This is a genomic window from Sphingomonas sp. SUN039 (assembly GCF_024758725.1).
Classification (GTDB): Bacteria; Pseudomonadota; Alphaproteobacteria; order Sphingomonadales; family Sphingomonadaceae; genus Sphingomonas_O.
On the sequence record NZ_CP096972.1, the window covers coordinates 2,104,570 to 2,122,566 of the forward strand.

Here is a 17,997-nt window from a genome sequence, read left to right on the forward strand (position 1 = left end):
GACGCGGCGCAGCATGACAGCGCACTCAAAGCGTCTATGTCACTGCGTCCCGCCCTTGCCGCACTTGCGGCTGCCCTTGCCCTCGCTGCGTGCGACAGCAAGCCCGCCAACACTGCCGAAACGGCCAATGCGGAGGCAACCAACGCCGCCGCGCCCGTCGCCAAGGTCGAGCTGCCGCCCGCCGTCAAGTCGAGCAAGCAGTACCGTTGCAAGGACGACAGCGTCGTCACCGTCAACCTGTTCGCCGGCGACCTGACCGCCAATCTCAAGGACGAGGCCGGCGCGACGACAATGCTGAAAGCCGAAGAGGCCGGCAAGCCGCTGGTCGCCGAAGGGGTCGAACTGATCGTCAAGGGCGATGCGATCTCGCTGACCCGCCCCGGCCATCCGAAGCAGGATTGTTTGAGCTAGGCTCTTTCCGAAATTCGACATCGTTGAGGCCGGGGTTCGCCCCGGCCTTTTTCATTGGCGGCTCGTTACCCGTCGCGCCCCGCCGTTCAGCCCCGTTTCAGGAAACGCGCGCGATACCCGGGTGCACGGGAGTGCCGCCATGCTGCTGTTCGTTCTAGCCGTTGCCGCCGCTGCGCCTGCCCCCACGTCGGTCATGACCACCGCACGCCAGATCGACTATGCCGGGTTCGAACAACTCGCCCGCAATGTCCGCCCGTTGCGCGCCAAACGGCTGGTCACGCTCGACCGGTTCAAGGCGATGGCGCAATCGGGCGACGACGTGATCCTCGACGCGCGTTCGGCGGAGGCATTTGCCCGGGGGCATATTGCCGGCGCAATCAACCTGCCGCTGACCGACTTCACGGCCGAGGCTTTGGCAGCGATACTGGCCGACCGGACACGACCCGTGCTGATTTATTGCAACAACAACTTCTCGAACAACCGTCGCCCGGTCGCGATGAAGGCGGCCCCGGTTTCACTGAACATCCAGACCTTCATCAACCTCGCAGCCTATGGCCATCGCGACGTCTACGAACTCGGCCAGGTGATCGATTTCGACGACCCGAAGGTCGGCTGGGTGAAGGCCCTAGGCTAGCGCGCCTGCGCCCGCTACAGGCGCTCGCATGATTGACCCCGCTGCCGCGATCACGCCCGACATCGTTGCCGAACACGGCCTGTCCCCGCAAGAATACGAGCGTGTTCTGCACGCGATGGGACGCGAGCCGAACCTCACCGAACTCGGCATTTTTTCGGTGATGTGGTCCGAGCATTGCAGCTACAAATCGTCGCGCATCCACCTGAAGAAGCTGCCGACCACCGGCCCGCAGGTCATTTGCGGCCCGGGCGAAAACGCGGGCGTCATCGACATCGGCACCGGGCCGGAGGGCAAACCGCAGGCCGCGATCTTCAAAATGGAATCGCACAACCATCCCTCGTACATCGAGCCCTATCAGGGTGCGGCGACCGGCGTCGGCGGCATTTTGCGCGACGTGTTCACCATGGGCGCGCGGCCGATTGCCAATATGAACGCGCTGCGCTTCGGACGGCCCGACCACCCCAAGATGAAGCACCTGATCGCAGGCGTGGTGCGCGGCATCGGCGGCTATGGCAATTGCGTGGGGGTGCCGACGGTCGGCGGCGAAGTGAATTTTCACGCTGCCTATGACGGCAACATCCTCGTCAACGCGATGACGGTGGGCATCGCCGATACCGACAAGATCTTTTATTCGGCGGCATCGGGCGTCGGCAACAGCATCGTTTACGTCGGCAGCAAAACCGGCCGCGACGGCATACATGGCGCAACCATGGCGAGCGCCGACTTCGGCGAGGATGCCGACGCCAAGCGCCCGACCGTGCAGGTCGGCGATCCGTTCACCGAGAAATTGCTGATCGAGGCCTGCCTCGAACTCATGGCGAGCGATGCCATCGTTGCGATTCAGGACATGGGTGCCGCGGGCCTGACCAGTTCCAGCGTTGAAATGGCGTCGAAGGGCGGCGTCGGTCTCCGGCTGAACATGGACGCCGTGCCGCAGCGCGAAACCGGCATGACAGCCTACGAAATGATGCTGTCGGAATCGCAGGAACGCATGTTGATGGTCCTGAAGCCCGGCCGCGAGGCATTCGCCGAAGCCATTTTCCGCAAATGGGAGCTCGATTTCGCGGTCATCGGCGAAGTCACCGATACCGGCAGGATGGTGCTCGATCACCACGGCGAAGTCGTTGCCGATATTCCGCTTGGCCCCCTCGCCGACGACGCCCCGCTCTACGACCGGCCCTCGGCGAGCAAGGCCGAATATGCGGCATGGGCGCAGGTCGCGCCGCTCCCCGACCTGCCCGCATCGACCGATATCGTCGGCGACCTGGTCAAGCTGATGGCCAGCCCCGACATCGCGTCGCGGCGGTGGATCTGGGAACAATACGACCCCAAGGTCGGCGGCGACACGGTCCAGCCCCCCGGCGGCGACGCAGCGGTCGTGCGGATTCACGGTACGCAAAAGGCGCTGGCGATCACCACCGACTGCACGCCGCGCTATTGCTTTGCCGACCCCTATGAGGGCGGCAAACAGGCCATCGCCGAGGCCTATCGCAATCTCTGCGCGGTCGGGGCGACGCCGCTGGCGGTCACCAATTGCCTGAATTTCGCCAATCCGCAGCGCCCCGAAATCATGGCGCAGATCACCGGCTGCCTCGACGGGATGAGCGAAGCCTGTATCGCGCTCGATACGCCCATCGTCAGCGGCAATGTCAGCTTGTACAACGAGAGCAAAGCCACCGGCGGGGGCAGCGCGATCCTGCCGACGCCTGCCATCGGCGCTGTCGGTCTGCTCGCCGACTGGTCGAAATCCGCAACAATTGCGTTCAAGGCAGCGGGCGAGGACGTCGTGCTGATCGGCCACAGCACCGGCCATGTCGGCCAGTCGGTTTGGCTGCGCGAAATCCACGGGGCAGAGGCGGGCGCGCCGCCCCCGGTCGATCTGGAAGTCGAGCGCCGCGCGGGCGAGCTGATCCGCGACCTGATCGCCAAGGGATTGGTCACTGCCGTGCACGATTGCTCGGACGGCGGTGCAGCGGTCGCGGTCGCCGAGATGGCGCTCGCCGGCAATATCGGCATGACCATGCCGGTCGTCCCGCAAATCCCCGATCCCTGTGCGCTGCTCTTCGGCGAGGATCAGGGCCGTTATGTCGTGACCACGCGCGACGGAGCCGCTGTCCGCGCCCGCGCCACGGCGGCCAATTTATTCTCGGTCCCCATCGGCACGACGGGCGGCGACGCGGTCGCCTTCGACCTGATCGACCGGGGCGGATCGCAAAGCGTGACGCTTGCCGATCTGCGTGCCGCGCATGAGGGCTTCTTCCCCGCGCTCATGGATTGAGACGCATTCGCAAAAACACTTGCGAACCGTTCGCAATCGCAGTAGCAAACACATATGGTTGTTTGCATCTGCAACGCGATTCGCGAACGGGACGTGCGCTCTGCCGCGCGCGACGGCTCGGCGAACCCGCGCTGCGCGTATCGCAAGCTCGGCTGCCAGGTCCGCTGCGGCCAGTGCCTGCCCTTCGCGCGCGAAATCATCGACGCCGAACGCGCGATTGCTTGCTAGTCGCAATAGCAGAAAAATCGCAGATTTCCGCCATTTTCTGGCTGGAAAGCAGCGCTGGCCCGCGGTAGGCTAGACCCATCGAAATAAAAGGGGCGTGTGCCATGAACGGCGATCCGAAAGTCATCGAGCATCTCAACATCGCGCTCAGGAACGAGCTGACGGCGGTCAACCAGTATTGGCTGCATTATCGCCTGCTCGACAATTGGGGCGTCGCGCGGCTCGCGGAATTCGAGCGGCACGAATCGATCGACGAGATGAAGCACGCCGACAAGCTGGCCGAACGTATCCTGTTTCTCAACGGTCTGCCCAATTTCCAGCTGCTCGGGCGCCTGCGCGTCGGGGAGAGTGTAGAGGAGGTGCTGAAGGCCGACCTTGCCCTCGAGGAAGAGGCACTGCCGCCCCTCCGCGAAGCGATCGTCCATTGCGAAAGCGTCCGCGATTTCGTCAGCCGCGATCTGTTCGCCGAAATCCTCGAAAGCGAGGAAGAGCATGTCGATACGCTCGAAAAGCAGTTCGACATGATCCGCCAGATGGGGATCGAGAATTACATCCAGCTCCAGTCGAAGCCTACGGAGGGCTAAACTTGGGGACTGTCCCCGGCGGGGACTGTCCCCCTCTGGACTGCGGGGACTGTCCCCAAGAGGAGACAATCCCTTGGCACACCCGCCAAATCTGGCCTTAAATCCGTCCGAACCCCTGGTTGGTCACGACTTCGCGACGTCCGAACCCGCGGCGTTCGACCAGCGGATTCACCTCAGTATCGAACGCCGCCAGCGTTTCCTCGAACAGCGGACGCAGTCGGACGGCTTCGGTGATGAGTCCGTCGGGCGACTGCCGCCACTCGACGCACTTGCGCGCTTCGGCTTCGATGTCCTCGGCAAGGTCGGCCAGCGCATCGGCACCAAACTGGCGCGCCTCACCTTTCAACGTGTGCGCCGGGATGACCAGCGCGACAGCGTTGCGCGCACGTAACGCCGCTTCGATCGCGGCGACCGACTTGGTCCCGTCCTCGCGGAAATAGCCGAGGATGCGGATAAAGTCCGCCCCCAGCTCGGCGCGGGCCTGCTGAAAAACTTCCCAGTCGATGATCGGCGCGTCTGACACGTCGTGCACTCCGGCAAAAGCGGTCCCCTGCCCTGCCGCGCCGACACTAGGAATAAACGGGTAAAGGGAGCGTTACCGCCCTGTCGATTTGCCGTCGGAGAACGGATTCTTCGGCGCGCGGAACGTCAGCCGGATCGGCACCGCGCCGAAATCGAGCTCGCGGCGCAGGCCGTTGACGAGGTAGCGGCGATAGCTTTCGGGCAGTTCATCGACGCGCGTCCCGAAAATGACAAAGCTCGGCGGCCGCGACTTGATCTGCGTGGCATAGCGCAATTTGATCCGCCGTCCGCCCGGCGCAGGCGGCGGGTTCGCCTCCAGCGCGCGTTCGAACCAGCGGTTGAGCCGTCCGGTCGAGACCCGCCTGCTCCACGCCGCACGCGTTTCGAAGGCGACCTTGATCAGCAGGTGGAGTCCCTTACCCGACAGCGCCGACAGGGTCAGCAATGGCACGCCGCGCACCTGCGCGAACCCGTCGTCGAGCGCGGCACGGATGCCCTGATACAGCGGCGACCCGTTATCGACCGTGTCCCATTTGTTGAGCGCGAAGATCATCGCGCGCCCCTCCTCGTAGATCTGGTCGGCGATCCGCAGATCCTGCGCCTCGAGCCCGCGCGTCGCGTCGAGCAGCACGACGACTACTTCGGCAAAGTCGATCGCATTCTTGGTGTCCATTGCCGACAGCTTTTCGAGCTTGTCGTCGACCTTTGCGCGCCGCCGCAGACCCGCCGTGTCGATCAGGCGGACGTCACGGATGCGCTCGCCGTCGTGCCACTGCCAATCGATGCTGATCGAATCGCGGGTGATTCCGGCCTCGGGACCGGTAATCATCCGCTCTTCGTCGAGCAGCTTGTTGACCAAAGTCGATTTGCCCGCATTCGGTCGCCCGACAATCGCGAGCTTCAGCGGCGCGTCGTCGTCGTCATAATCCTCGTCGATCAGATCGGCATCGTGGCCTTCATCATCGAGAGAGGGGACAGTCCCCAGGGCTTCCGTCCCGGTTTCGACCCGCTGCCCGGGGGACTGTCCCCGGCCCTTGTCGCTTTCGATCTTCTCCGTCGCCGCATCGACCAGCGGCAACAGCGCCTCGAACAAATCGGCCAGCCCTTCGCCATGTTCGGCACTGAACGGCACCGGTTCGCCGAAACCGAGCGCGAAACTTTCGTACACGCCCGCGTTCCCGGCATTGCCCTCGGCCTTGTTCGCCATCAGCACGACCGGCGTCTTCGAACTCCGCAGCCAGCGGGCAATTTCCTCGTCGAGCGGGACGATCCCCGCGCGGGCGTCGATCACGAACAGCGCGACGTCGGCGCTGTCGACCGCGGCCTGCGTCTGCTGGCGCATCCGCCCCGGCAAGGTCGCGGCATCCTCGTCCTCGAAGCCCGCCGTATCGACGATGCGGAACTCGAGGCCGAGCAACTGGGCATCGCCCTCGCGGCGGTCGCGGGTCACCCCCGGCCGGTCGTCGACCAGCGCCACGCGCTTGCCGACCAGCCGGTTGAACAGCGTCGATTTGCCGACGTTGGGCCGACCGATAATGGCGACGGTCGGCTTGCTCATTATCTGAACGCCGAAATGCGACCCGAATTGTCGAGGATGTACAGCGTCGAATTGGCGACGACCGGCGGCAGGAACACCGGCGCGCCGAGGTTCTGCGTCCCCGCGACCTTGCCGTCGGCGGGCGAGACATAGGCAAGCTCGCCCTCCGAACTGGCGAGGATCAGGCGCTCACCAGCGAGCACCGGTCCGGTCCAGCTTACGGGTCCGTTCTTCGCCTTGTTCTTGCGATAGCGCTGCAGCTGCGAGACCCAGCGCACCTTGCCGGTCGCGCGCGCGACGCACAGCAGCTTGGCTTCGTCGGTGACCACGAAAACCCATTCGCCCGCAACCGTCGGCGTCGAGATGCCCGCGATGTTGAGTTCCCAGATGCGCTGGCCGGTGACGAGTTCGAGGCTGACCATGCGGCCGCCCTGCCCGATGGCGAACACGCGGCCCTGATCGATCACCGGATCGGCGTCGATGTCCGACAGCGTCGACACGCTGGTGTTGACGCTGGTTCGCGACAGCGCGTCGCCCCACAATGTCCGCCCGTTCTCGTAACGATAAGCGACCAGATCGCCCGAGGAATACCCCGACACTACCGTTGCCTGCGCGATGGCGGGGGCCGCAACGCCGAACACGCCCGCGGTCTGCACCGCCGCCGCTTCGGTCCATTGCGTCGAGCCGTCGGCGGTCGACAGCGCGAAAATCTGGTTGTCCTGGCTCATCGCATAGATGCTGCCACCCGCAATCGAGGGTGCGCCGCGCAACGGTCCGCCGGGGCGCTTTTTCCATACGACCGCGCCATTGGCGGCATTGAGCGCCGCGACATCGCCGAGCCCGTTGGTCGCATAGACCATCGCGCCATCGACGCTGACGCCGCCGCCGAACGCGATGCGCCCGAGCTTTTTCTTGCCGTCGCTACCTAGCGACACGCTCCAGCGCTTCGCGCCGGTCGCGGCGTCGAAGGCATGCACCGTTGCGGCGGTATCCATCGCATAGAGCGTCCCGCCCGACACGACCGGCGCGGCGGCCAACCGCTCGGATTTGGTCACGCCCGCGATCCGCGCTTCCCACGCCCGCGACGGCGACCCGCCGAGCGCGAGGTGGCCCATCGCCTTCGCCGAATTACCGCCCGGCTGGCTCCAGGTGTCATTGACGACAGCGGCGGGCAGCAGCACCTGCACATCGGCGATCGAGGGCTCGACCGCCGCATCGTTTTCGCTGGTCAGGATCGGCACCCGCTCGCCGAGCACGGCAGTTTTGGGCTTGCCCTTGTTCAGAATGCCGCAGCCGCCGGTCGCGAGCAGCGCGATCAGGGCCGGAGCCAGCAGCAGGGCGCGTCGGTTGGTCTTCATCATTTGTCGTTCCCGCTTTTCGCGCCCGCCGGTGTCACATCGACGCCCAATACGCCTGCCAGTTGAACGCTGCGCGAACGGATCGATTCGGGCACGCCTTCATCCTTTGCAAGCGCGGCGAACATCGCCCCGGCCTCGCGCGGCTTGTTCATGTTCATATACGCAACTGCGGTCATCTCGCCCGCGCTGCCGAAAAACGGCTTGCCCGACACCGCCAGCGGCTTGAGTTTCGCCACGACTTGTTCGGGCTTCATCGTGTCGAACGAGGCCGCGACCTGCCGCACGGTCGCAAGGTCGCGATAGGGCTGGGCGAGCGACGTATCGGCAGCGACGGCGGCAAAATCGGCAGCCGCGCCCTTGGCGTCGTTTTTCGCCAGCTTGGCTCCGGCAAGCGCGAGCCGTGCCGCAGCCTTATAGCCGAGCACCGAGGAGTCCTTGAGCTTGGCCAGCTCGCCTTCGGCTTTGGCCGTGCTGCCGGCTGCCAGATCGTCGAGCGCGAGCGACATCTGCTCGCCTTCGACGCCCGCCGATGCCGCGCGGTTGCTCTGCCACCACAGATAGCCGCCGAACGCGAGCAACGCGGCCACGACCGCACCGATGAGGATGCGGCCCCAGCGTTTCCAGAACCGTGCGGCGGTATCGAGGCGGACTTGCTCGTCGACTTCACGCAGGAATGCTTCGTTGGTCTGCGGCGGGAGCGCCAAGTCTGTGCCCTTTCAGGGGAAAATCGATGTGCTGCCTTAGCGGCGCACACGCGGCACGGCTAGACCCTGATTAGGCGTCGCTTTTGCGCTTCGCGACATAGATCTGGTCCGCCGTCGGGAACGCCCGCGCGCGCACGTCCGCTGCATAGGCGGCTGCCGCGTCGCCGACGAACCCGGCCATGTCGCCATAGCGTTTCACAAAGCGTGGGGTGCGTTCGAACAGGCCAAGCATGTCCTCTGTCACCAGCACCTGCCCGTCGCATTGGGCAGACGCGCCGATGCCGATGACGGGCACATCGACGCTGGCGGTCACCCCATCGGCCAGCGTATCGACCACGCCCTCGAGCACCATGGCAAAGGCACCGGCGTCCGCCACCGCCTTCGCATCGTCGAGGATGCGCGCATATTCGGCCTGGCTGCGTCCGCGCGCGCCATAGCCGCCGAGCTGGTTCACCGCCTGCGGCGTCAGCCCGACATGCGCCATCACCGGAATGCCGCGCGCCGACAGAAAGGCGATGGTTTCGGCCATTGCCTGCCCGCCCTCCAGCTTGATCGCGGCGCACCCGGTTTCCGCCATCACCCGGCTGGCGCTGGCAAATGCCTGTTGCGGCGACCCCTCGTAACTGCCGAACGGCATATCGACGACGACGACGCTGTGGTAACTGCCCCGCACCACCGCCGCGCCGTGCGCGCACATCATGTCGAGCGTCACCGGCAAGGTCGAAGGCAGTCCGTAAATTACCTGCCCCAGCGAATCGCCGATCAACAACATGTCGCAATGCGGATCGAGCAACTGCGCCATCCGCACCGTATAGGCGGTCAGCATGACCAGCGGCTCGGCCGTCGCGCCCGCATCCTTGCGCGCGCGGATCGCGGGGATCGTCAGCCGCTTCATCGGCGCGGGCGTCGGGTTGGCGCGGCTGGTCGAGGTGTCGAGCGTGAAAGTGGTGGACATAGGTGCGGTCTAGCGCGTCAGAACTGCCGCGTCACCCGACCTGCACGCCCTTCCAGAACGCGATCCGGTCCCTGATCTCGCCTGCCGCCGGTTTGGGATCGGGGTAATACCACGCCGCATCCACGTTCGTCGCGCCGCCCGCGACGATGTTGTGATAGCGCGCGGTGCCCTTCCACGGGCACACACTCGTGGTCGCGCTGTCGGTCAGCAGTGCCGCATCGACGCTCGCGCGCGGGAAATAATGATTGCCCTCGACCACCACCGTGTCGTTGCTTTCGGCAATCGTCACGCCGTTCCACACTGCCTTGACCATGATGCTACCCTCTGAATGCCGTGACTTCGATCTCGATCTTCATCTCGGGGGTGACAAGGCCGGTTACAATGCACGTCGATGCCGGACGGATCGTGCCGAACGTCTCGCCCAGCACTGGCCCGACGACATCCCAATGCGCGGCGTCCGCAATATAATAGGTCGCGCGCACGACATCGGTCAGCGCGAACCCGCCCTCGGCCAATGACTTCGCAATCGTGCCCAGCGCATTCCGCGCCTGATCGCGGACGTCGGCGGGCATCGTCATCGTCGCATAATCATAGCCCGTCGTCCCGGCGACAAAGCACCAGTCGCCCTGCACCACGGCCCGCGAATAGCCGACGACGGCCTCGAACGGCGACCCCGAAGAAATCAGCTGCCTTGCCACGCTCTAGCGCCCGCGCGGGGGACCGCCACGTCCCCCGCCGCCTGGCCCGCCACCGCGCGGGGGACGTTTGGTCTCGACAATCGGCGGTTTGCCGGGGCCGCGATTGGGTCCGCGCGGGCCACGCGGCGGCCCGTCGGTGCGCGGCGGCCGCGATCCCGTCGGCGGCGTGCGCGATGGCGGCCCGCCCTTGGCGACGGTATAGCCTTCCTTCAGCAGCCGGTTGAACGCTGCGCGCGTGCTGCCCGTAATCGCGGCCTGCACTTCCTTGGGCAAGTCGGCGAGCGTCGTGTTCTGGTGCACTGCCCCCAGATCGCGCGCGAGCGCATTGGCGAGCCCGCCCGAGGCAGCCTTCCAGGCGACAATGGCGTCGAGGACAGCGGCAACGACCGCGTCCTGCATGATATCGGTAGCAGAGCGTTCCATACCCCCGCCAAGCCACGCGACAGCGCGCGGGTCAAGCAAAGTCGGTGCGCCGGGACAGAGAAAAGGGCCGCCCCCGGCGATACGAGAGCGGCCCGACTCACTTGTTACCGGCAGCGATCAGTAGCCCCGGCGATCCCAGTCGCGACCCCGGTCCCAGTCGCGGTCGCGGCCCTGATGCCAGCGATATTCGCGCCGCGCCCGTTCGCGCCACGCCCGCTCGCGTTCCCAGCGCAGACGACGTTCCCAACGTTCGCGCGCGCGCCAGTCATAGGCGCGGTCGTTGTAGTAACGCCGGTCGTCGCGATAGCCGTAGCCGTTGTCGTATCCGCCGTAACGCGAGCCGATGGTCAGCGTGACGCCGCCATAGCTTTGCGCGGCGGCGGGCGAGGCCGCACCCACCACCGTCGCGGCGGCAAGGGCGGCAGCGTACAGGAACTTGCGTACCATTTCCCATCTCCTTTGCGTGGCAAAGGGCCACGAAAGAACGGGATAGCTACACCTCGCTGGCGCAGGCCTGAATGCGGGTGTTAGCTAAGGTTCAGGCGGGGAATACTGTCGCCCACTCATCGGGCTTGAAGCCGACCAGCAACGGCCCCGCTCCTTCGACCACCGGCCGTTTGATCATCGACGGATTGGCGACCATCAGCGCGATGGCCTTCGCCCGGTCGATGTCCACCTTGTCGGCATCGGGCAGTTTCTTGAAAGTCGTGCCGGCACGATTGAGCAAAACCTCCCACCCGACCACATCCGCCCAGCGGTTCAGCGTCGCCGCATCCACGCCGAGCTTCTTATAATCATGGAACGCATAGGTCAGACCGCGCGCGTCGAGCCACGTCCGTGCCTTTTTCACGGTGTCGCAATTGGGGATGCCAAAAAGAACTACGCCCACGCTTCATCCTCTGGCGCGTCGCCGCGCCGAATAGCGAAGCCGAAATCGCGCCCCGCGCGATTTCGAGTCTGCGCTATTCCCACTCGATCGTCCCCGGCGGCTTACTCGTATAATCGTACACCACGCGGTTGATCCCCTCGACCTCGTTGACGATCCGCGTTGCAACCCGTGACAGGAATGCCGCGTCGAAGGGGTAGATATCCGCCGTCATGCCATCTACGCTCGTCACCGCCCGCAGAGCGCACACATTCTCGTAGGTTCGCCCGTCGCCCATTACGCCCACCGTCCGCACCGGCAGGAGCACCGCAAACGCCTGCCAGATCGCATCGTAGAGCCCCGCATTGCGGATTTCCTCTAGATAAATCGCGTCGGCTTTCCGCAGCACGTCGCAGCGTTCCTTGGTCACTTCGCCCGGAATGCGGATCGCCAGCCCCGGCCCCGGGAAGGGATGCCGCCCGACGAACACTTCGGGCAGGCCCAGTTCGCGGCCCAGCGCGCGGACCTCGTCCTTGAACAGTTCGCGCAACGGCTCGACCAGCCCCATGTTCATGCGTTCGGGCAGGCCCCCGACATTGTGATGGCTCTTGATGGTGACGCTCGGCCCGCCGGTAAACGACACGCTCTCGATGACATCGGGATAAAGCGTCCCCTGCGCGAGGAAGTCCGCGCCGCCGATCTTTTTTGCCTCGTCGTCGAACACGTCGATGAAGGTCTTGCCGATGAACTTGCGCTTGGCCTCGGGGTCGGTCAGCCCCTTCAGGCCGTTCAGGAACAGCACCTCGGCATTCACATGCACCAGCGGGATGCCGTAATGCTCGCGGAACAGACCCACGACCTGCTCGCTCTCGCCCAGCCGCATCAGGCCGTGATCGACATAGACGCAAGTCAGTTGCGCACCGATCGCCTCGTGGATCAGCACCGCCGCGACCGCCGAATCGACGCCGCCAGACAGGCCGCAGATCACGCGCTTGTCGCCGACTTGCGCGCGGATGTCGGCGATCTTGGCTGCGCGATACCCGGCCATCGTCCAGTCGCCCGCGCAGCCGCAGACGTGGCGCACGAAATTGGCGATCAGCTTCGCCCCGTCGGGGGTATGGACAACCTCGGGGTGGAACATCGTCGCATAGAACCGCCGCGCGTCATCGGCGACGACCGCGAACGGCGCGCGTTCCGACGTGGCGACAACGCGGAACCCCGGCGGCAGCGCCTCGACCTTGTCGCCGTGGCTCATCCACACCTGATGGCTTTCGCCCGGTTTCCACAGGCCGTCGAACAGCACGCAGCTCTCATCGACCTGCAAAAACGCACGCCCGAACTCGCGGCTTTCGGTGCTGCCGACCTTGCCGCCCAGCTGCGCGCACATCGTCTGCTGGCCGTAACAGATGCCGAGGATGGGAATGCCCGCGTCGAAGAACCGCTGCGGCGCGCGCGGGCTGCCCTCATGCGTGACCGAAGCGGGTCCGCCGCCGAAGATGATGCCCGCAGGTTGCATCCGGTCGAACGCGGCCTCGGCGGCGTTGAACGGCGCGATCTCGCAATAAACCCCCGCCTCGCGCACGCGGCGCGCGATGAGCTGGGTAACCTGGCTACCGAAATCGACGATAAGGATGGAAGAAGGCTGGGACATGGCTTCGCGTAGCGAAGCCATGTCCCGCTGTCATCTGCCAGAATGGCGTTGTCGCGCGTTACCCGCCGAAATCGACGCGCGCGACGTTGCCGTAGCGGACCGAGCAGCTGAAGCTGCGCTGGTCATAATTGCCGTTATTCCGCCAGCTGTCGTTGCGTGACGAGCTACCCCGCCCGTAATCGACATTGCCGCGCACGTTATAGCCGTCCGACACGCGGTCGACCGCCGTCACGGCGCTGACCCGCGCGCTCCCGCCGAGCTGCTGCTCGGCCGCGCTGGCACAGGCATCCGCCGCCGCGTCGTCGGTGCGGATGTTGCCGTAGCCGCTGTTGGTGGCATAGCCGCCATTGGTCGACCGGGTCTTGTTCGACGAGGCCGAAGCGATGATCGCGGCAAGAATGCCCACGCCGATCACACCGGCAACGATCGCGCCGGTGTCGTCATGGTCGCGGTGACGACGATAGCCGCCGCCATAACCGCCGCCATAGGTCGGACGGCCATAACCGCCGCCGTATCCGCCGGGATAACCCTGCGCCATCGCGGGCGTGACCGAAGTCGCGAGCATCGCGGTGGCAATCGCGCCTGCGGTGACTGAACGCAGCTTCAACATCTTCGTATTCCTTTTGCGGGGCCGCCAAGATGGTGCCCTGTAATCGCCTTATCGTCGAGTCGCGTTGTCGCGATGCTGAATTGGTCCGTCAGCGAAATGAAAGGAAATCTTTACCCTCACGCCGCCAGCTCCAGCGGCCCCAGCGGATTGCCGACGAGCCCACCGACCATCGCCGCCTGGATGCGGGTGGCGGGCCATAGCTTCGATAGCGGCCCGACCAGCCGGTCGCGCACGAACGGCAGCACCCGGCTATCCGACTGGTACACCGGCGTGAACAGCGCGGTCAGCCATTGATAGAGCCGTACATGCCGCCGCCGCAGCGCGACCGCGCGCATGATCGCCGCATCGGGGTCGCCCTCGCGGCGCAATGCCAGCGCCAGCGCCCAGGCGTCGAGCAGCGCCATGTTCGCCCCCTGCCCCAGCTGCGGACTGGCCGAATGCCACGCATCGCCGAGGTGGATCAGCCCGCGCGCTGCCGGCCGCGCGAGCGTGCAATGGGCATAGCGCGCAAAGGTCAGCTGTCCGGCATCGCCAATCTGCGCGAGCAGCGGCGCAGTCTCCGGCCACAGCGCCGCCGCATCGGCTTTCCACGCCTCGAGCCCGGCCGTGCGCCAGCCCGCCAGCCGGTCGGCGCGCAACGACCAGAAGAACGCCGCCTTTGCCGCGCCCGAGCCCGGCACCGTCCCCACCGGCAGCACACCGGCCATGACGCTCGCCGCGCGGTAGCGTTGCTGCAAGGCGTGAACATCGAACGGCCCGTCTTCCGGCCAGTCGAGCGTCGCCCACAGCGCCCCATAGGCCAGATCGCGCCCGGTATCGGCGGTCAGCGGCGTCCGCGACCCCAACATGTCGACGACCAGGTCGAACGGCCCCGCTTCCGCGCCGCCCTCAAAGCCGAGCCAGCGCTTGCCACCGCGTTCGGTGCTGGCGGTTATCGTCCGCGATGTCTCGACCGTGATCCCCGCTGCACCCACCGCCTCGTGCAGCACGCCGAACAGCGCCGCGCGGTGGATGCCGACCCCGAAATGCGCACCCGACCCGAGCGCCGCATAGCGCACATCGAGCACCGTCCGCATGCCCGCCTGCCCGACCAGCCGGTCGATCCGCGCCCCGCACCCCACCGCCGCGTCGCGCAGGCCGAGGCGGTGCAGCACGGCCAGTCCGGTCGGCTGCAGCATCAGCCCCGACCCGATCGGGCGCGGCGCGTCGAACCGCTCGAACATCGTGACGCGATGCCCGTCGCGGTGCAGCAGCAACGCCGCCGCCAACCCGCCGGGCCCGCACCCCGCCACCGCTATGTCGAGCGCCCGCATCATGGAGGTTCTAGAGTAGATTGCAGTTTAGTGGAATCGGGGACTGTCCCCACTTGGGGACTGTCCCCTGCCACGGTGAAGAGGGACAGTCCCCAAGCGGGGACAGTCCCTTGCGCTTCAACCTAACCGAAACAGACTCTAGACGACTTACGGGGCGGTATGCGACGGGAAATGCGCGCTTGAGTTCTATGATGTTAAGTTGTCCCTTTTCTTCGAGCCCCAGCGAGATGATGCGCTCCAGCGACAAGAGTTTGCGCCTTCGCTGAGCCTAGCCGCTGATCCCATTTTCTCGCGCCACACGGCGGTTGGTGCGGCGGTTGGCGGCGGGCGCGGCGGCGGTCGGCAGCACGAGCTTTTCATATTCGCGGAACAGATGCTCGACCCGTGCGCGGTCGTCGGCAAAGCCTTTTGGGGCGTAGAGCTTATCAACTGCTGCATCGAGTGCCCGGTGCGCTGACAAAAGTTCTGGCGACATCCCTAGCGGATCGTAGAGGTCGGCAAGCGAAGAAGTGGCATTCTTAGCCAGCCTGCGCGCATCCAATACCTGCTGTGCAAATGCTTCGATCTTTGCACGTTGGGCGTCCGACGCAGTGGGCCAAGGAAAAGTATTGTAGTTAAGACCTATCCCGTATTGGTAGTCGCTCTTCAGTCGCCCACCAATATGATCAGTCCAAGCCATGTGCATCGCGCTCGTAAGCACGCCGAACTCCCAAAGAGTGGCATCCGGCAACAGCTTCAGTTTGTTACTAGGAATAGTCGGAGGCTCAGCCCATCCCATGGGAATGTAACGCCGCTGCTCGCTGGAGACTTCAGGGATTACGAGAAAGGGGCGCTCCGGGATGACGGTTACGTGAAAGGCGGTAGGCGTATCTGCTAAGGCAGATGCCGAGGTACCAGCTTCCTGCTTTCGTTCGTCCTTTCCCTTGCTCGGAATCTCGCCGCGCCGGTATGCTCGCACGCGGGAAACACGCTCACGAATGGTTGGCGAGTTACGCCATTCGCTTGGTGCAACGGATTGCAACGCCAATATCCAGCGTCCACCACCGTTTATGAACTCCTTCGACCCTACGTAAGGCCGGAGATGCACGGCAGCCTCCGGCTCGGCATTAACCAACCGCTGGCGCTCGACCGGGTCGAATATCAAGTAGCCACCGTCTATCGGCTTTGAGCCGATAACAATCTTTCGCGCCCCGTTCAAAGCCACCGATGACTCTGCGACCGTCTGATGTCGAAAGGTTGCACCGATTGGGTGAAGGTAAGCGGTGAGCCAGTCAGTTCGTGTTTCGATAGGATCGCCTTTGCCTGCGACATAGCTGAACAGCCGCTTTTCCGTCGGCTCGTCCCCTCGGTGCGCCAGCCCGACGATGACGCAATGCACCGCCGCGCGGCCCGGCCAGACGAAGGTGCGATGGGCGAAGGCGATTTCCAGACGACGTTCGTTGAACAGCTTCGGCCAGAGCTGGGCCACCTGCTCGCCCTGACAGATCGAATTGGTCGCGACGAAGGCGATGCGGGCAGTACCCCCCCCGCAACATACGTGCCAGATTTCAAGAACCACGCCGCAACGTAATCGAGTGTCCCCCCGCTCCCTCCAAGCTTGGCGATCTGTCGCACCTGCGCCCGCTGTTCCTCAGACTGGTATTTCGCACCAATAAAGGGCGGGTTCCCGAACACGAACGAACACCGCTCAGGCGGTAGAACGTCGGCCCAGTCGATCTCCAGCGCATCGCCCTTCCGGATGTTCGGCGCGGTAACGAGTGGGATTCGCGCAAACGTCTCGCCATAAATCTCGCCAAGGTTGGTGTTGGCGATATGGTCCGCCATCCACAGCGCGACTTGGGCGATCTGGCTGGGAAACTCGTCGATCTCGATGCCATAGAATTGATCGACATTGATCTTCGAAATTTCCTCGACCCCGAAAGCGAGGCGGGTCGCGGGCGGGTGAATTTCCTTGAGCAGCGCGCCCTCCAGTTCGCGCAGCTCGCGATAGGCGACGACAAGAAAATTGCCTGCGCCGCACGCCGGATCGAAAAAAGTCAGCGATGCCAGTTTCTCGTGAAAAACGTTAAGCGCACGTTCCCGCCCGCCGTCCTTGCGCGCTTTCAATGCCTCGAATTCGGTATGAAGGTCGTCGAGGAACAGCGGGCCAATCACCTTCAGGATCGCCTCTTCAGGCGTGTAGTGCGCGCCCTGCTTGCGCCGGGTGACCTTATCGATGACACCTTCGAACAGGCTGCCGAAAATGGCCGGGCTGACGCCGCCCCAGTTAAACGCGCTGGCATCGAGCAGGATGTTGCGCGTCGCATTGTCGAACACCGCCGTGCCGATGCGCTCCTCGAACAGCTTGCCGTTGATATGCGGGAAGGCGGCGAGATCGGCGTCGATACCAGCCTGCCGATCCTCTGGCTGCGTATCAAGCACATCGAACAATTCGATCAGCCAGCGGCCGAGGTCGCGCCCGTCGGCAGACGTCCGCTGTTCGAGCAGCACGAGGAATTGGTCCTTCGGCCAGATGCCGGTGTCATCGGCGAACAGGATGAACAAAAGGCGGACAAGCAGCAGCTGGAGCTTGTGTCCGCTGTATCCCTGTTCGGCGAGGTTGCTGTGAAGATCGCTTAGCAGCCTCGTGGCCTTGGGATTGGCGGGCTTCTGGTTGCGAAATTGTCGGGTCGGAACGCCCACGATGAACGCGAACGCCTCGACGTGCTTTTTCAGTTCGGACAGCGTGAATCGCCATTCGCGCGATGTCTCAAGATCTAGCAAGTGCCAGTTCTGGAAATCGCAGGTTAGGATGTAGCGCGGGCGCTCGGCTTCCGGCAGCGCGTCGTGATAATTCAACGCTTGGTTGTTGGCGCGGCGCAGATCGAGACCTGCCGACTTTTGCTCGACGATCAGCGTGCCGGGCATGAACAGGTCGATGCGGCCCTGCTTGTCGCCGGGCAGGTTTTTCACGCGCTGCTCGTAAACTGCGACCTGTTTGCGATCGACGCCAAAAATGGCGAAGAACTCGTTGTAGAATGTCTGGGTGTCGCCGTTTTCGTATCGGTCAGCGGCGTGGCGTTCGGAGAAGACGGCGGCGCGCGCCCGGATTTCATGCCATTGGTATTTCACCCAAGCTCCCCCGCAATTACCATCGTCTTAGTCGGCTGACGGTCTGCGGCAAGAGCCGACGCGGGAGTTAATCCCGCGTCGTCGGTCCCCGGGCGCGGCCCGGGGCCGTCCGGCTTTC

At 64.8% G+C, this 17,997-nt stretch carries 19 protein-coding genes and 1 pseudogene; 5 read left to right on the plus strand and 15 right to left on the minus strand.

Features of this window, described 5'->3' with window-relative positions:
* Positions 1 to 36: 36 nt before the first annotated feature.
* From M0209_RS10265 to bfr, 5 genes are all read left to right on the plus strand, one after another.
* The gene (locus tag M0209_RS10265; protein ID WP_258888181.1) at positions 37 to 411 is read left to right on the plus strand and encodes a hypothetical protein; all 375 of its coding nucleotides are present in this window, start codon (positions 37 to 39) and stop codon (positions 409 to 411) included.
* Positions 412 to 550: 139 nt separating this feature from the next.
* Positions 551 to 1,045 carry a rhodanese-like domain-containing protein gene (locus tag M0209_RS10270; RefSeq protein ID WP_258888182.1) on the plus strand — a complete coding sequence of 165 codons (495 nt, stop codon included), beginning with the start codon at positions 551 to 553 and terminating at the stop codon, positions 1,043 to 1,045.
* 28 nt (positions 1,046 to 1,073) lie between these two features.
* A complete protein-coding gene (gene purL / locus M0209_RS10275; RefSeq protein ID WP_258888183.1) occupies positions 1,074 to 3,323 on the plus strand; it encodes a phosphoribosylformylglycinamidine synthase subunit PurL in 2,250 nt (749 codons plus the stop codon).
* Positions 3,324 to 3,377: 54 nt separating this feature from the next.
* Positions 3,378 to 3,551 carry a bacterioferritin-associated ferredoxin gene (locus M0209_RS10280; protein WP_258888184.1) on the plus strand — a complete coding sequence of 58 codons (174 nt, stop codon included), beginning with the start codon at positions 3,378 to 3,380 and terminating at the stop codon, positions 3,549 to 3,551.
* 101 nt (positions 3,552 to 3,652) lie between these two features.
* Positions 3,653 to 4,132, plus strand: a complete 480-nt coding sequence (bfr, locus tag M0209_RS10285; RefSeq protein WP_258888185.1) for a bacterioferritin — start codon at positions 3,653 to 3,655, stop codon at positions 4,130 to 4,132.
* Between the two features lie 97 nt (positions 4,133 to 4,229).
* On the opposite strand, the gene M0209_RS10290 is transcribed toward bfr, so the two are convergent.
* From M0209_RS10290 to M0209_RS10360, 15 genes and pseudogenes are all read right to left on the minus strand, one after another.
* Entirely contained in the window at positions 4,230 to 4,655 is a 426-nt protein-coding gene (locus M0209_RS10290; protein WP_258888186.1) for an Hpt domain-containing protein, read from the minus strand.
* A gap of 72 nt (positions 4,656 to 4,727) precedes the next feature.
* The gene (der, locus tag M0209_RS10295; protein ID WP_258888187.1) at positions 4,728 to 6,212 is read right to left on the minus strand and encodes a ribosome biogenesis GTPase Der; all 1,485 of its coding nucleotides are present in this window, start codon (positions 6,210 to 6,212) and stop codon (positions 4,728 to 4,730) included.
* Complete coding sequence (locus M0209_RS10300; protein WP_258889616.1) at positions 6,212 to 7,549, minus strand: PQQ-binding-like beta-propeller repeat protein; 1,338 nt, start codon at positions 7,547 to 7,549, stop codon at positions 6,212 to 6,214. The genes der and M0209_RS10300 overlap by 1 nt, the downstream gene beginning before the upstream one ends.
* Positions 7,549 to 8,253, minus strand: a complete 705-nt coding sequence (locus M0209_RS10305) for a tetratricopeptide repeat protein (protein ID WP_258888188.1) — start codon at positions 8,251 to 8,253, stop codon at positions 7,549 to 7,551. Before M0209_RS10305 ends, M0209_RS10300 begins: the two co-directional genes overlap by 1 nt.
* A 70-nt stretch (positions 8,254 to 8,323) precedes the next feature.
* Positions 8,324 to 9,208 carry a 3-methyl-2-oxobutanoate hydroxymethyltransferase gene (gene panB, locus M0209_RS10310; RefSeq protein WP_258888189.1) on the minus strand — a complete coding sequence of 295 codons (885 nt, stop codon included), beginning with the start codon at positions 9,206 to 9,208 and terminating at the stop codon, positions 8,324 to 8,326.
* A 31-nt stretch (positions 9,209 to 9,239) separates the two neighbouring features.
* Positions 9,240 to 9,521, minus strand: a complete 282-nt coding sequence (locus M0209_RS10315; RefSeq protein WP_258888190.1) for a DUF427 domain-containing protein — start codon at positions 9,519 to 9,521, stop codon at positions 9,240 to 9,242.
* Positions 9,522 to 9,525: 4 nt separating this feature from the next.
* The gene (locus M0209_RS10320; RefSeq protein WP_258888191.1) at positions 9,526 to 9,906 is read right to left on the minus strand and encodes a RidA family protein; all 381 of its coding nucleotides are present in this window, start codon (positions 9,904 to 9,906) and stop codon (positions 9,526 to 9,528) included.
* Between the two features lie 3 nt (positions 9,907 to 9,909).
* Positions 9,910 to 10,329 carry a hypothetical protein gene (locus tag M0209_RS10325; protein ID WP_258888192.1) on the minus strand — a complete coding sequence of 140 codons (420 nt, stop codon included), beginning with the start codon at positions 10,327 to 10,329 and terminating at the stop codon, positions 9,910 to 9,912.
* A gap of 117 nt (positions 10,330 to 10,446) precedes the next feature.
* Positions 10,447 to 10,776: a hypothetical protein gene (locus M0209_RS10330; RefSeq protein WP_258888193.1), complete on the minus strand. Its 330-nt coding sequence runs from the start codon at positions 10,774 to 10,776 to the stop codon at positions 10,447 to 10,449.
* 91 nt (positions 10,777 to 10,867) lie between these two features.
* The gene (locus tag M0209_RS10335) at positions 10,868 to 11,218 is read right to left on the minus strand and encodes an arsenate reductase (protein ID WP_258888194.1); all 351 of its coding nucleotides are present in this window, start codon (positions 11,216 to 11,218) and stop codon (positions 10,868 to 10,870) included.
* Between the two features lie 73 nt (positions 11,219 to 11,291).
* Complete coding sequence (gene guaA, locus M0209_RS10340; protein WP_408988197.1) at positions 11,292 to 12,866, minus strand: glutamine-hydrolyzing GMP synthase; 1,575 nt, start codon at positions 12,864 to 12,866, stop codon at positions 11,292 to 11,294.
* A gap of 37 nt (positions 12,867 to 12,903) precedes the next feature.
* Positions 12,904 to 13,455 (minus strand): hypothetical protein, encoded by a 552-nt coding sequence (locus tag M0209_RS10345; RefSeq protein ID WP_258888195.1) that lies wholly within the window; start codon positions 13,453 to 13,455, stop codon positions 12,904 to 12,906.
* Positions 13,456 to 13,571: 116 nt separating this feature from the next.
* Positions 13,572 to 14,771: an NAD(P)/FAD-dependent oxidoreductase gene (locus M0209_RS10350; protein ID WP_309547061.1), complete on the minus strand. Its 1,200-nt coding sequence runs from the start codon at positions 14,769 to 14,771 to the stop codon at positions 13,572 to 13,574.
* A gap of 265 nt (positions 14,772 to 15,036) precedes the next feature.
* On the minus strand, positions 15,037 to 16,326 hold the full coding sequence (locus tag M0209_RS10355) for a type IIL restriction-modification enzyme MmeI (protein WP_309547062.1): 1,290 nt from the start codon (positions 16,324 to 16,326) through the stop codon (positions 15,037 to 15,039).
* 29 nt (positions 16,327 to 16,355) lie between these two features.
* A pseudogene (locus M0209_RS10360) lies at positions 16,356 to 17,879 on the minus strand (DNA methyltransferase); the annotation flags it as partial.
* Positions 17,880 to 17,997: the final 118 nt, after the last annotated feature.

Excerpts from the sequence above, each read along its gene's own strand:
- M0209_RS10330 (WP_258888193.1), bottom strand. The coding sequence starts at position 10,776 with ATGGTACGCAAGTTCCTGTACGCTGCCGCCCTTGCCGCCGCGACGGTG.
- M0209_RS10345 (WP_258888195.1), bottom strand. The coding sequence starts at position 13,455 with ATGTTGAAGCTGCGTTCAGTCACCGCAGGCGCGATTGCCACCGCGATG.
- M0209_RS10350 (WP_309547061.1), bottom strand. The coding sequence starts at position 14,771 with ATGATGCGGGCGCTCGACATAGCGGTGGCGGGGTGCGGGCCCGGCGGG.
- M0209_RS10325 (WP_258888192.1), bottom strand. The coding sequence starts at position 10,329 with ATGGAACGCTCTGCTACCGATATCATGCAGGACGCGGTCGTTGCCGCT.
- M0209_RS10315 (WP_258888190.1), bottom strand. The coding sequence starts at position 9,521 with ATGGTCAAGGCAGTGTGGAACGGCGTGACGATTGCCGAAAGCAACGAC.
- bfr (WP_258888185.1), top strand. The coding sequence starts at position 3,653 with ATGAACGGCGATCCGAAAGTCATCGAGCATCTCAACATCGCGCTCAGG.
- panB (WP_258888189.1), bottom strand. The coding sequence starts at position 9,208 with ATGTCCACCACTTTCACGCTCGACACCTCGACCAGCCGCGCCAACCCG.
- M0209_RS10300 (WP_258889616.1), bottom strand. The coding sequence starts at position 7,549 with ATGAAGACCAACCGACGCGCCCTGCTGCTGGCTCCGGCCCTGATCGCG.
- der (WP_258888187.1), bottom strand. The coding sequence starts at position 6,212 with ATGAGCAAGCCGACCGTCGCCATTATCGGTCGGCCCAACGTCGGCAAA.
- M0209_RS10280 (WP_258888184.1), top strand. The coding sequence starts at position 3,378 with ATGGTTGTTTGCATCTGCAACGCGATTCGCGAACGGGACGTGCGCTCT.
- M0209_RS10265 (WP_258888181.1), top strand. The coding sequence starts at position 37 with ATGTCACTGCGTCCCGCCCTTGCCGCACTTGCGGCTGCCCTTGCCCTC.
- guaA (WP_408988197.1), bottom strand. The coding sequence starts at position 12,866 with ATGGCTTCGCTACGCGAAGCCATGTCCCAGCCTTCTTCCATCCTTATC.
- purL (WP_258888183.1), top strand. The coding sequence starts at position 1,074 with ATGATTGACCCCGCTGCCGCGATCACGCCCGACATCGTTGCCGAACAC.
- M0209_RS10270 (WP_258888182.1), top strand. The coding sequence starts at position 551 with ATGCTGCTGTTCGTTCTAGCCGTTGCCGCCGCTGCGCCTGCCCCCACG.